Source organism: Nocardioides sp. LML1-1-1.1 (assembly GCF_040676175.1).
In the GTDB taxonomy this organism is placed as follows: domain Bacteria; phylum Actinomycetota; class Actinomycetes; order Propionibacteriales; family Nocardioidaceae; genus Nocardioides.
This window is the reverse complement of sequence record NZ_JBEGHK010000001.1, coordinates 1,085,132-1,097,777: the sequence shown is the minus strand read 5'-3', so window position 1 is coordinate 1,097,777 and position 12,646 is coordinate 1,085,132. Positions and strand designations below refer to the sequence as shown.

The 12,646-nt window shown below is 69.5% G+C and carries 10 protein-coding genes; 4 read left to right on the top strand and 6 right to left on the bottom strand.

What is annotated here, in order from left to right; genetic code table 11:
- Positions 1-112 precede the first annotated feature (112 nt).
- On the top strand, positions 113-1,519 hold the full coding sequence (proS, locus tag MRBLML1_RS05400; RefSeq protein WP_364512457.1) for a proline--tRNA ligase: 1,407 nt from the start codon (positions 113-115) through the stop codon (positions 1,517-1,519).
- Here proS and MRBLML1_RS05395 read toward each other — a convergent pair.
- The 5 genes from MRBLML1_RS05395 to MRBLML1_RS05375 form a co-directional block, all read right to left on the bottom strand.
- The gene (locus tag MRBLML1_RS05395; RefSeq protein WP_364512454.1) at positions 1,513-2,373 is read right to left on the bottom strand and encodes a nitrilase-related carbon-nitrogen hydrolase; all 861 of its coding nucleotides are present in this window, start codon (positions 2,371-2,373) and stop codon (positions 1,513-1,515) included. The two genes, proS and MRBLML1_RS05395, sit on opposite strands and share 7 nt — an antisense overlap.
- Complete coding sequence (locus MRBLML1_RS05390; protein WP_364512451.1) at positions 2,370-3,875, bottom strand: FAD-dependent oxidoreductase; 1,506 nt, start codon at positions 3,873-3,875, stop codon at positions 2,370-2,372. Before MRBLML1_RS05390 ends, MRBLML1_RS05395 begins: the two co-directional genes overlap by 4 nt.
- Positions 3,872-4,966: an aminotransferase class I/II-fold pyridoxal phosphate-dependent enzyme gene (locus MRBLML1_RS05385; protein WP_364512449.1), complete on the bottom strand. Its 1,095-nt coding sequence runs from the start codon at positions 4,964-4,966 to the stop codon at positions 3,872-3,874. Before MRBLML1_RS05385 ends, MRBLML1_RS05390 begins: the two co-directional genes overlap by 4 nt.
- Positions 4,967-5,112: 146 nt before the next feature.
- Complete coding sequence (locus MRBLML1_RS05380) at positions 5,113-6,285, bottom strand: amidohydrolase (protein WP_364512447.1); 1,173 nt, start codon at positions 6,283-6,285, stop codon at positions 5,113-5,115.
- Positions 6,278-7,426: a cystathionine gamma-synthase gene (locus MRBLML1_RS05375; RefSeq protein WP_364512444.1), complete on the bottom strand. Its 1,149-nt coding sequence runs from the start codon at positions 7,424-7,426 to the stop codon at positions 6,278-6,280. The genes MRBLML1_RS05380 and MRBLML1_RS05375 overlap by 8 nt, the downstream gene beginning before the upstream one ends.
- A gap of 223 nt (positions 7,427-7,649) precedes the next feature.
- Here MRBLML1_RS05375 and MRBLML1_RS05370 point away from each other — a divergent pair, with 223 nt between their 5' ends.
- The gene (locus tag MRBLML1_RS05370) at positions 7,650-8,369 is read left to right on the top strand and encodes an SDR family NAD(P)-dependent oxidoreductase (RefSeq protein WP_364512441.1); all 720 of its coding nucleotides are present in this window, start codon (positions 7,650-7,652) and stop codon (positions 8,367-8,369) included.
- A gap of 38 nt (positions 8,370-8,407) precedes the next feature.
- On the opposite strand, the gene MRBLML1_RS05365 is transcribed toward MRBLML1_RS05370, so the two are convergent.
- Entirely contained in the window at positions 8,408-10,153 is a 1,746-nt protein-coding gene (locus tag MRBLML1_RS05365) for a carbamoyltransferase family protein (protein WP_364512438.1), read from the bottom strand.
- A 140-nt stretch (positions 10,154-10,293) separates the two neighbouring features.
- On the opposite strand from MRBLML1_RS05365, the gene MRBLML1_RS05360 reads away from it, so the two are divergent.
- On the top strand, positions 10,294-11,427 hold the full coding sequence (locus tag MRBLML1_RS05360) for an SPL family radical SAM protein (protein WP_364512434.1): 1,134 nt from the start codon (positions 10,294-10,296) through the stop codon (positions 11,425-11,427).
- 100 nt (positions 11,428-11,527) lie between these two features.
- Positions 11,528-12,646 (top strand): alpha-hydroxy acid oxidase, encoded by a 1,119-nt coding sequence (locus MRBLML1_RS05355; RefSeq protein WP_364512432.1) that lies wholly within the window; start codon positions 11,528-11,530, stop codon positions 12,644-12,646.

Below are 12,646 nucleotides of genomic sequence, written 5' to 3'. Positions count from 1 at the left end.
CGGACCCGCCGTCATCGAGCCGATCGGCGGCCACACCGCCGCCGGGCGGACCCCGTCGCGGGCGCCATCGCGGAAGGAAGGGCGGCTCAGGCATCGGGTAGCGTGTGCGGCTATGGCGCAAGTACTCACTCGGCAGGCCGAGGACTTCCCCCGCTGGTACCAGGACGTCGTCGCGAAGGCAGAGCTTGCCGACAACGGGCCGGTCCGCGGGACGATGGTGATCCGGCCGACGGGCTACGCGCTCTGGGAGCGCATGGTCGACGAGGTCGACGGGCGCATCAAGGAAACCGGGGCCCAGAACGCGTACTTCCCGCTGTTCGTGCCCGAGGACTACTTCGCCCGCGAGGCCGAGCACATCGAAGGCTTCAACCCGGAGTTCGCGACGGTGACCCACGCCGGCGGAAAGGCGCTGCCCGACCCTGTCGTCGTGCGCCCGACCAGCGAGACGCTTTTCGGTGAGTTCATGTCGAAGTGGGTCAACAGCTACCGCGACCTGCCGCTGCTGCTCAACCAGTGGGCCAACGTGGTGCGCTGGGAGAAGCGGCCGCGGATCTTCCTGCGGACCTCGGAGTTCCTCTGGCAGGAGGGCCACACCGCTCACGCCGACTTCGACGACTCGCGCGAGTTCGCCCGGAAGATCCTGCACACCGTCTACCGGGACTTCATGGAGAACGTCCTCGCGGTGCCGGTGGCGGTCGGCCGCAAGACGGTGCGGGAACGCTTCGCCGGAGCGACCAGCACCTACACGCTCGAGGGCATGATGCGTGACGGGAAGGCCCTCCAGATGGGCACCGTGCACGAGTTCGCCGAGAACTTCTCCCGCGCCTTCGACATCAAGTTCAGCAGCGCCGCCGGTGGGCAGCAGTACTGCAGCACCACGTCGTGGGGTGTCTCCTCGCGGATGGTCGGCGGCATGATCATGTGCCACGGGGACGACGACGGCCTGCGCGTGCCGCCCCGTCTCGCCCCCGTCCAGGTGCTCGTCGTGGCCGTGAACGGCAGCGAAGAGGTCATGAACGCGGCCCACGAGGTGCAGCGGGCCATGCGCGAGGCAGGCATCCGCGTCCGGTTGGACGACCGCGTGGACACACCGTTCGGTCGGCGCGCCGTGGATGCCGAGCTGAAGGGCTATCCCATCCGGGTCGAGATCGGCCCCCGCGACCTGAAGGCGGGTCAGGCGACCGTCGTGACGCGGATCCGCGGCACGAAGGAGCAGCTCGCGCTGGCCGATGTCGCGTCCAAGATCCCCGCGGTCCTCGACGCCGAGCAGGAGGCGCTCTACGCCGAAGCACTGGCCGGTCGTGAGGCCAAGACGGTCGACGTGACCACGCTCGACGACGCCATCGAGGCCGCCGGTTCCGGCTGGGCGCGCGTCCCGTGGGATGTCATCGGCGTCGACGGCGAGGCGAAGGCGAACGCTTCGGGCATCACCGTCCGCTGCCTCTTCCGAGAGGACGGCAGCGTGCCGGACGACGACGACGAGCCCGGCATGGTGGCGATTCTGAGTCGCGCCTACTGACGCGCACTCCCGGCGGACGGATCCTCGACGAGGCCGCGGTACAGCGACGGCCGACGATCCAGGTGGATGTTGTTGCAGGGCCCGACGTCCTTGTCGGCTGCGCGCTCGAGGTCGCAGCCGGCGTAGGCGATGGTCGTCGTCGACCCTCCTGGCTGCCAGGCCGTGGCCAGGGGCCACCCCTCGACGTCGACGATGGTGGACGCACCGACCCAGCTCGTCCCGGGCACGTCGCCGGCCCGGTCACAGGCAGCGATGAACATGCGGTTGACCGAGGCACTGGCCTGGATGCGCACGATCTCCATCGGTGTCGCGTCGACCTGTCGAGGTCCCGCTGGCCAGTTCGTGGGTACGCACAGCAGCTGAGCCCCCCTGAGCGCAGCGAGCCGCACCCACTCGGGGAAGTCCAGGTCGTAGCAGACCATGGTGGCGATCCGTCCGAACCGGGTGTCGACGACCGGCGGCTCGGCGTCGCCGCTGACGAAGCAGGAGGTCTCGTGGTCCCACAGGTGCACCTTCCGGTACGTCGCGCGGAGACCGCGCGCGTCGACCAGGGCCGCACTGTCGAAGAGCTGCCCCTGGGCCACCTCGCAGAACCCGCCGACGACGACGATGTCGAACTCGGCCGCAAGACGTGCCCACGAACGGATGGTGGGGCCCTCGGCCGACTCGGCGCAGGCGAGCGCCTGGCGCCTGTCCTCGACCACGTGTCCGCTGGACATCAGCTCGGGAAGCACGACGATCGATGCTCCGTTGTCCACCGCGGTGCGCACGGCATCCTCAGCGCGCTCGCGGTTCGATGCGAGCTCGCCGGCCACCGGAGCGAGCTGACAGCACGCGACCACAGTCGGCGTCATCGCGTCGGCTCCTCGGCCGGGGCCCGGGGTCGCACGGGCGAGGCGTCCACGGTCTCGACCGGTGCGCACGGGACCCCGGTGGTCCGAGCGAACTCGTCGAGGGACCTGCGACAGTGTCGACGGGCCTGCTCGCGGTCGCCGGTGCTTCTCATCCTGCGCAACATCCGACGGTACCGGGGAAACCATCTGTCGGTGTCGAGCCCGTAGTCGCGGTAGGCCGACGGCGGGAGGTGGTCGGAGATCAACCCGAGGTTGTAGGTGAGCAGCGAGCCGCGGACCCAGGGAACCGCTTCCGGGGCACGGCGCCGCAGCTCGTGCCAGTTCAGCGCGTAGAGCGGCACGGTCGACAGCTTGCCGAGGAACAACAGGTGGGTGAGGAAGTAGCCGGCTGTCCCGCTCACTCCGGTCGTCGTCGAGGTGAGGTTGATCGACAACACTCGCCCCCCCGAGGAGACGTACGGCTCGTGCGTGACCTCGCGCGGACCGAGGAAACCGGTGCAGTTCACGATCCAGCTTCCTTCGGGGACTGGCACGCGAGCGCCACTGCGCAACGCCATGACCGGTCCGTCGCGAGTGTCCTCGACATCGGCCAGATGATCGCGGAGGACTCGGCTCACCCTGCTGCGCACGACGCCGGCCTCGGCGCCCGAGAGCATGGCGCCGACGTTGTGGGTCGGCTCGTGCACGGGGCTGGTGGTGTAGCGGCCCCGTGCCCAGCGCGCGACCTCGGCGCTGTTCGTCCCGTCGAACCGCCTCACGGCCTGGGCGTACATCACGCTCGCCGGCGTTCCGCCCCACCACCGTCGTATGCCGGTCGGGTAGAGGGTGTCGCGGTCGAAGAAGTAGGTGCCCGAGCCCGCGACGAGAACGACGTCCCGGCTCGACCCTGCGGCCACGAGCGCCTGCACGGTGTCCATCGCCGTCTTGCCACTCCCGATCACCCACGCCGGCGCGTCGTCGTCCGACGCCAACGGACCCGCCGATGCCAACAGGTGCGGCGCGGTGGAACGGACCCGCGTGGACGACAAGGTCAAAGGAGGCTCCACCGACACGTCGAACCCACTGGCGAGGACCATCCGACCGGCCGTGAAGGTGTGCTCTTGTCCCTCACGGTCACGGGCGCGGATCGTCACACCGGTGGGCTCCTCCACCCGTGACAGGTACTCCCATCCCCAGCGCGCGTCGACGTCGAGATGCTGGGAGATGTGCTGGAGGCAGTCCCGCAGGTGCGCCTGCACCTCGTCCCCGCGGGCAAGGTAGGCGCGGTCCGCGGCCAGGTTCCACGGGATGTTGCCCGCGGTGAAGAACGAGTACGGCTGGTGGAGCCGCACGTAGGAGTAGGCGTCGTTCCACATGCCGCCCGGCTGGTCGTGCCGGTCCAGCAGCAGCACCCGCGCACCCGGGTCCAGGTGGCGGCCCGCCACGAACGCAGCGTTGAGACCGGCAATGCCCGCACCGACGATGCACAGCTCGTAGCTGGTGGAGCTCGCCGCTACGGTCATCTCGTCAGGAGTCCCACGGCGGCCGGGTTGAGGAGGTTGATCCTCACGTAGCCGGGATAGCCCTGTCCGCCGAAGCAGCTGGCGTCCATGGCGACATACTCGGACGCGTCGACCGATGGCCGGCCGAACAGGAAGAAGCCGGTCTCGGGCTTCACCGCTTCCGTCACGGCGCCACTGTCCACCAGCTCCCGATAGCGCAAGCGCGCAAAGTCCATCAGCGGGAGTGCGCCGCTGTGGGATCCCAGCACCTCGACCGCTCGGTGCGCGAACAACCGGTCCGCCAGGCCGGCGGGACCGTGCAGCCGCTTGTGCAGCTCGGTGAACGAGGCGGAGTGCTGCTCGGGCACGACGGCGTAGGCGAAGCGGAACCCGTGCATGGCGAGTGTCTTGGTCGGACACACCAAGCGGAACGTCAGGTCGGGGTCGAGACGGTCGGCCGCCTCAGCGGTGGCGCCCTCCCACCCCATGTACTGGAAGGTCCCGTCCACGATGACCGTCGCGCCCGTACGGCCCTGCCACTCGGCGATGCGGTCGATGGTGGCCGAGCGGACCGGCAGACCTGCGAACCACACCGGATCGGTCACCCACAACAATCCACCGTCATCGGGCAGGTCCAGCTCGACGTTGCTGGCGAAGTCGACGTCGGTCGCCACCCGGCGCACGCCGAGTCCCAGCCGGCGGATCCACCACGCTGCGTTGTAGTAGACCGGCGGCAGGTAGGAGATCTCCCTGAAACCCTGGAGGTACTGGTACATCAGGAGCGTCGTGAGGAAGCTGGTGGCACCCGCGCCGGTGACACAACGCTGGGCCGTGACGCCGGGCTCGCCATAGCGTCGTACGTGCAGCTCGGCGACCGCGTCCGACAGCCCCAGGTCCTCGTCCATACGACTGTAGGTCCCCAAGGACCCCCACTTGCCGATCGGCGCCTCGCCGAGCTCTCCGAGGAAGTCCTCCATGAACGGGTGGTCGCCGTTCCAGTCCGAGACGAAGACCCGCTCCGGATGCTCGATGAGTGCCTCGCCGAGCCGGTCGTGGGCTGCGAGCTCCGAGAAGAGGTGTTCCCGGTCGTCGTCGGCGGGCGTGGTCGACACTGACGGCGGAGCCGTCACGAGGCGACCTCACGACGCACACACGCGAAGACACTGGATGCTGCCGACCGAGAGACGCGCATGTCGCGAGGCTAGTCGACGCCCCGAGCACCGACAAGCAAGGACGAACCACCGTCCTCGACGCGGTATCAGGCCCTGTCTGCCTCGAACTCGGCCTTGGCCCGAGCTCGCAGGGTCGGGTCGGTCCAGTAGTCCACGATCGTCATCGCCAGGGCCTTGGCGCCGTCGATGACCGCCCGGTCGGCGGCCGCGGAGGCCGCGGCCGCCGCGAACTCCGCCTCGTGGATCTTGACCCCTGGAGGTGCTACGGCGATGAGAGGGTGGATCGCGGGCACGAGGTAGCTGACGTGGCCCATGTCCGTCGAGCCGACCGTGCCACTGCTCCCCACCGGTGCGCCGACCTGCCTGCCCAGCGCCTCCATGTTCGCCACGTAGCTCGCCGTCAGTGCGCGATTGGTGCGCACCTCCTCCGTGACACCGAGGTGCGTCACCTCCATCTCGCAACCGGCCGCGAGCGCCCCGCTCTCCAGGCAGGCCATGACCCGGGGCTCCAGCTGCTGGGCGCGGGCCAGGGTCGTCGAGCGCAGGCTCCACCGGGACACGACCCGGTCGGGAATGACGTTGACCTTCTGAGGCACCTCGGTCAGCACGCCCAGCACCCGCTCGTCCGGCGCGATGTGTTGGCGCAGTGCGGCGACGGCGTTGTAGCCGAGGATGGCGGCGTCCAGGGCGTTGCGACCGTGGTGCGGGGCCGCCGCAGCGTGCGCCGCCACGCCCTTGTAGGTGACGATGACGCCGATGCTCGCCAGCGTGTCCATCTCCACCATGTCGGCGTCGGCCGGGTGAACCATCACCGCGGCGTCGACGCCTGCGAGAGCGCCTCGCTCGGCGAGCGTGATCTTGCCCTGGGGCGCCATCTCCTCGCAGGGTGTTCCCAGCACCAGCAGTCGCCCGCGCATCTCGGGGGCGACGGTGGCCGCGGCGAGTCCGGCGCCCAGGCCGGCTGCGGCAATCACGTTGTGACCGCACGCGTGACCGATGTCCTGCAGGGCGTCGTACTCGCACAGGACGGCGACGGTCGGTCCGTCGGTCCCGGCGCGCGCCGCGAACGCGGTAGCGAGGCCGAAGGCACCCCTCTCGGGCTTCAGCCCCTCGCGCTCCAGTGCATCAGTGAGCAGGCCGTGCGCGAAGAACTCCTCGTGACCGATCTCGGGGCGGGCATGGATCGCTCGGGAGATGCGCACCAGCTCCTCGGCCCGGGCGTCGACCGCGGCGCAGACCCGGGCCTTGATGTCAGCCAAGTGCCTGGAACAGGTCGGCCTTCAGGTCATCGACGTCCTCGACACCCACCGAGAGTCGGACGAGGTCGTCAGGGACTTCCAGCGAGGAGCCACTGACGGCCGCGTGGGTCATCTCCGCCGGATACTCGATCAGCGACTCCACGCCGCCGAGCGAGAAGGCGAGGGTGAAGAGCCGGGCCCGCTCGCAGACCGCCCGCGCCTCCTCCGCCCCGCCTGCCACGCGGAAGGAGACCATGCCGCCGAAACCGCGCATCTGCCGGGCAGCGATGTCGTGACCCGGGTGGTCGGGCAGGCCCGGGTAGAACACCTCCGTGACCTTCGGGTGCTGGAGGAGCATGTCGACGATCGCCTCCGCGTTGGCGCAGTGCCGGTCGATCCGGAGAGCCAGGGACTTGATCCCGCGGAGCACCAGCCAGGCATCGAAGGGCCCGGCCACCGCGCCGAGCACGTTCTGGTGGAAGTAGAGCTCCTCCCCGAGCTCCTCGTCCCCGGCCACGAGGGCACCGCCGATCACGTCGGAGTGGCCGCCGAGGTACTTGGTCGTGGAGTGCATCACCGCGTCCGCGCCGAGAGCAATCGGGTTCTGCAGAGCGGGCGAGGCGAAGGTGTTGTCCACCGCCAGCCGAGCGCCCGCGTCGTGGGCGATCTGTGCGAGCGCGGCGAGGTCGGCGATCCTGAGCAGCGGATTGGTCGGTGTCTCGCACCAGATGAGCTTGGTCGTCGGACGGAGTGCGGCCCGCACCGCGTCGAGGTCGTCCAACGGCACGGGCGTGTACTCCACCCCCCACCGCGCGTAGACCTTGGCGAACAGGCGATACGTGCCGCCGTAGGCGTCGCCGGGGATCAGCACGTGGTCGCCCGGAGCACACACCGTCCGCAGCAGTGCGTCGGTCGCCGCTTGGCCCGAGCCGAACGCCAAGCCGCGCACCCCACCCTCCAGCGACGCGAGGCAGGTCTCGAGCGCAGTCCGCGTCGGGTTGGTGCTGCGGCTGTAGTCGTAGCCGGCCCTCAAGACGTTCACTCGATCCATGTGGAAGGTCGAGACCGCATAGATGGGTGGCACGACCGCGCCGGTCAGCGGATCGCTCTCCTGGCCGTCGTGGATGGCGCGGGTGGCGAAGCCGGAGTCCGAGGGCTGCATGCGGCGACCCTACTACCGGCGCCGGCACGGGATCCTCGCCTCGACACGTGTGCGCCGCCGCGCCAGCTCGAGGTCACGGTCGGAGATAATGGCGCCCACGAACACCCGCCGCGCTCTTCTCGGACCACTACCGTCGCCTGCTCGTCGCGACGGGAAGGAGCCCCTCTTGACCTCCTCCGCACCATCGATGGCACGCAGCTTCGACCTCACTGACCGTGTAGCCGTGGTCACGGGCGCGTCGTCAGGACTCGGTGCGGAGGTCGCCCGCACGCTCGCTGAGGCTGGCGCCGCCGTGGCGCTCGTGGCCCGCCGGGCCGACCGCTTGGCGGCAGTGGCACAGCAGACAGGGGGAACCGCTTTCCCCTGCGACCTGTCGGACGACGAGCAGCTCGACGGGCTCATCCCTCAGGTCTCGAGCACGATGGGCCCACCCACGATCCTCGTCAACGTGGCGGGCGACATCTTCAGCCGCGACCCTGCCGAGCGCGAGCCGGTCGAGGCGATCCGTCGCACGATGGACCTCAACCTCGTCGCTCCGTTCCGCCTGTGCCAGGACGTCTTCCCCTCGATGTCCGCCGCGGGGCGCGGCGCGATCGTCAACGTGACCTCGATCAGCGGGCAGGTGGGGATCCCGGGATATCCGCAGGCCTCCTACGCAGCCAGCAAGCATGGGTTGTCCGGGCTGACAGCGGAGCTGGCCGTGCAGTGGGGTCGGTACGGCATCAGGGCCAACTGCGTGGCCCCGGGCTTCTTCCGCAGCGAGATCAACGACGAGCTCTACCAGGACGAGCAGTTCCAGGCATGGCTGTCGCGCAACGCGCCGCTGCCGGGCCACGCCACGTTCGAGGACTTCACCGGCGCCGTCCACTGGCTGTCGAGCGACGCCGCCCGCCACGTGACAGGCCAGACGATCGTCGTCGACGGTGGCTGGACCGTCCAGTAGCACGGCCGCGGCACGGTCGCGTCAGGACCTGGCGCAGGTCAGGCCGTGACGAGACGGACGTGGTCCTTCCACATCACGGTGTCACCGAGGACGAGCACGTCGAGATCGGAGTGCACGAAGCAGCGGATGGCGTCGTCCGGTGTCCTGGCGATCGGCTCACCCTTGATGTTCAGCGAGGTGTTGAGCACGAGAGGCACCCCGGTGAGCTCGTGGAAGTGCTCGATCAGACGGTAGTAGGCGGGATTGTGCTCTCTCGTCACGGTCTGGACCCGAGCACTCCCGTCGACATGGGTGATCGCCGGGACGATCGGCCGCTTCGCGGCCCTCACGTCGACCGAGAGGAGCATGTAGGGCGATGCGAGATCGAGGTCGAACCACTCGGCAGTCTGCTCGGCGAGGACCGACGGCGCGAACGGCCGCCAGGGCTCGCGGAACTTGACCTTGTTGTTGATCTGGTCGGGGATACCCGGGTTGCGCGGGTCTCCCAGGATCGAGCGGTTCCCGAGCGCCCGCGGCCCGAACTCCATGGCGCCCTGGCACCAACCCACGACATGGCCGTCCGCCACCGCGGTGGCGGCGACCTTGGCCGGGTTCGCGACGCGCGCGTGGTGAGGCACGCCGCTCTCGCGCACGCTCCGGTCGATGTCGTGCGGGTCGAGGTCGCCCCCGAAGTACACCTGGTTGAGCGGGACCGCGGGCGCCGTCCCGCTGTGCTCGACCCACTGCAGGAACGCCGCCCCGATGGCCGCGCCGGCATCGTGCGCCGCGGGCGGGACGAACAGGTCGTCCACCAGGTCGGACGCGGCGAGGACGCCGTTGGCGTTGCAATTGAGCGCCACTCCGCCCGCGAGGACGAACCGACGACTACCGGTCTGCCGCTGAGCCCTCGCAGCGAGGAAGAGGAAGACCTCCTCGAGCCGCCTCTGCAGCGCGTGGGCCAGCTCCCGGGACGAGTCGTCCGGTGCCCCTGGCGCCGCACGCAACGCGTCGAAAGCTCGCAGGGCCTTGCGATCCACGTGGTAGCGATCGCCCTCGAACCGCACGACCTCCTCGAAGGAGATCTCGCCGGTCCCGTAGGCGGAGAGTCCCATCGTCTTTCCCTCGTTGCCGATCGCGCCCAGGTGGTCGGACCGGTCCAGGACGCCGCTGCGCTGGTAGAGACCGCACAACGCGGTGACGTAGGTGTAGAGGTGGCCGAGCGAGTGATCGACGGGGTAGGTGTCGATCGCCTTCAGACGCGTGCCCGAGGCCGCCCACAGCGAGGTGCTCTCGTCCTCGCCTCGCCCGTCCATCACCATGACGTTGGCCTCGGGAAAGCCGCTCAGGTAGAAGCCGCAGGCCGCGTGCGTCAGGTGGTGCCTGAACTGCCGGGCCCGCTGGAACCCGTGCTCCTCCAGCTGTCGCATCGCCGTTCGCCAGATGTCGAGGTTGCCCTGCCTGATCGTCTCGATCCCCTCCTCGGAGAGGTCGTCGTGCGCGATCAGGTTCTGGTCGAAGGGAGCAGAGCTGTTGCGGAAACGCTCGTAGTCGAACGTGAGCCCGACGCCACTCAGCTCCTCGGCGCGCATCCCGGCCTGGTCCAGGCAGTGCTCGATGGCCGCCAGCGGGAACGCCGCGGTGTGGCGATCTCGGTTGAAACGTTCCTCCTCGACAGCGCACACCAGCTCGCCGTCGACCACGATCGCGGCGGAGGTGTCATGCACGATGTTGAGCCCCAAGAAGGCTGTGCGCACCCCAACTCCCAGTCTCTGGCCCGTCAGATTCCGTGATGTCCGGGTCGTCATGCTGCCTCACCGCAACGGGACCGTCAACGTCCTGGACCCGCGCCGGGCACGGGTACGGGCCGGGTCGGCAGACCCTGGATTGTGCCCCGTCTGTTTTGTACGGTGAGGACCGTCGCAACCATGAGCACTCCGGGAGCCCCATGTACCAGTTGCCGTCCGCCTTCGAGTTCCAGACCTCCATCGAGACGCTCCGCGCCCACCACTGGCGGTCGTACACCGATGCCTACAAGGGCTGCGAGTTCGAGTGCCAGTACTGCCTCTACAAGGGCCCGGGCGAGTACGGGCTCCACGTCCAGCCGGTCAAGCTCTCGGTCCCCGCCCGCGCCGACATGGGGATCGTCGACATCGGGACGACGACGGATCCCTACCAGCCGATGGAGGCGGACCAGAAGATCACCCGCGGGATCCTGCAGACCGCGATCGAGCTGAAGATCCCCTTGTTCGTCCTGACGCGAGGCGACCTGGTGCTGCGCGACGTCGACCTGCTGCGCGAGCTCGCGCAGGAGGGACTCGTCGAGGTCTGCTTGTCCGTCATCACGCTCAACGACAACATCACCCGCCGGATCGAGCCGAACGCCCCGGCACCGGTCGAACGGCTCCGGGTCGCCGAGCAGCTGGCCAACCAGGACATCCCCGTCGCCTTCCATGTCGCCCCCCTCATCCCGGGTCTCGACACGCCGGACGACCTCCACACCTTCGGCAAACGCCTCGCGGAGGCGTGCGGCAGCCATGTCTTCAGCGCCATGCTCGGTGCCCGCAAGCCTTATTGGAAGCCGTTCTACGAGGGCATGGACGCTGTCGCCGACCATTGCGGATCCTTCGAGACCTTCGAGCGGGCCTACCCCCGCGACTTCGACTTCAGTCGCGACGCGGCAGGCACGTGCGGCATCGAGGACGCGCTGCCCGCGCTCACCCCGCTGCGCGAGGGGGTCACCGACGGAGGTGCCATCTACGTCTCGGAGAACTACCCGTACCTCACCACCGGGGAGCTGACGGGTGGGATCTACCGATGGAAGCTCCCGACCGTCTACGACATGGCGACGTGGATCCAGGCCCAGGACGGAACCGTCGAGTGGCCGGACTTCCTGCAGTGGTACCGCGACTTCCGGCCCAGCGAGGCGCTGGTCGAGCTGGTGAATGGTCTCTGGACCTCTGGGGAGCTGTTCCTGGGCACCTACCTGGCCCAGCAGGGCGAGGGCTACGGAGCGACGGACGAGCTGCTCATGCCGGCGCACCACACGCTCGTGGCCAAGCGCCTACCCGTCGGCCGGTGATTCCGACGCACGGTTCTGCCCCGGCTGTCCACATCGCACGAGGGACGGCGGGCTGTCGGGTGGGGCACCGAGCTCGATCCTTCTCGGAGTGGGGTGTGCCATGACGCACGCGTTCCGCAGTGACCACGCCGACGCGGAACCGGCACCGGACGGTGCTGACTTCGCCACCCTGGGCGAGATCTATGCGACCGCTCGGGAGCGGCTCCTGCCGGAGGTGTGGGAAGTGCTCGACGGCGGCGCCGGCGAGGAGCAGAGCCTGCGAGACAACATCGCCGCCATGGCGAGGTGGTGCTTCCGCCCCCGCTACCTGGGTGGCCTCCAGGCGTCCGACGTGAGCACCCGCTTCCTCGGAATCGACCTCGCTCTTCCCGTGCTCACCGCACCGATCGGTGGCGACGGGATGTTCCACGAGCGAGGTCAGTGCGCCATCGCGGAGGCGACCGCCGCGGCAGGGACCGTGACCATCGTGTCCGAGGCCTCCCCCTTTGTGCTCGAGACCGTCGCCGCCGCCAGCCGTGCTCCCAAGATCATGCAGCTGATGGCCTGGGGTGAGCCCGAGCAGTTCCTGGCTCTGGCACGACGAGCGGTGGCCGCCGGTTACGCAGCGCTCTGCGTCACCATCGACTGCCCGACCCTCGGGTGGCGTGAGCGTCCGATGAAGAGCCGTTTCACGACCCCCGGTCGACAGTGGTCCGGCAACTATCCCCAAGCAGCAGACAGGCTGGCGGCCGGCGTCGGCTCGACGTGGACGTGGGAGACGTTCGCCCAGGTGCGTGCCGAGCTCGACCTGCCGGTGCTGGCCAAGGGCGTCATGACGGCCGAGGACGCCGTGGCAGCCGTGGAGTCCGGCGCGAGCGGGGTCGTGGTGTCCAACCACGGGGGGCGACAGCTCGACTGCCTGCCCGCCACGCTCGACCAGCTGCCGGAGGTCGCCGACGCCGTCGGCGACCGGGTTCCCGTCGCCTTCGACGGCGGCATTCGTCGTGGCGCGGACGTGCTCAAGGCCCTCGCCCTCGGCGCCGACGTGGTGTGCGTGGGAAGGCTCACCGCCATGTCGTTGGCGGCCGGCGGCACACCGGCTGTCCTTCGCGCCCTCGACCTGCTGCGCGCCGAGCTCGAGCGCTCGATGCTGCTGGTGGGACGGGCGAGCATCGCGGACGTGGACCGCACGGTGGTGCAGCCCCGCCTGTCCGGCGGCGCCCCGGGAGAGAGGGAGTGA

Bases quoted from the DNA above. Each gene is read 5' to 3' on its own strand.
- proS (WP_364512457.1), top strand. From the start codon at position 113: ATGGCGCAAGTACTCACTCGGCAGGCCGAGGACTTCCCCCGCTGGTAC.
- MRBLML1_RS05395 (WP_364512454.1), bottom strand. From the start codon at position 2,373: ATGACGCCGACTGTGGTCGCGTGCTGTCAGCTCGCTCCGGTGGCCGGC.
- MRBLML1_RS05390 (WP_364512451.1), bottom strand. From the start codon at position 3,875: ATGACCGTAGCGGCGAGCTCCACCAGCTACGAGCTGTGCATCGTCGGT.
- MRBLML1_RS05375 (WP_364512444.1), bottom strand. From the start codon at position 7,426: ATGCAGCCCTCGGACTCCGGCTTCGCCACCCGCGCCATCCACGACGGC.
- MRBLML1_RS05365 (WP_364512438.1), bottom strand. From the start codon at position 10,153: ATGACGACCCGGACATCACGGAATCTGACGGGCCAGAGACTGGGAGTT.
- MRBLML1_RS05360 (WP_364512434.1), top strand. From the start codon at position 10,294: ATGTACCAGTTGCCGTCCGCCTTCGAGTTCCAGACCTCCATCGAGACG.
- MRBLML1_RS05355 (WP_364512432.1), top strand. From the start codon at position 11,528: ATGACGCACGCGTTCCGCAGTGACCACGCCGACGCGGAACCGGCACCG.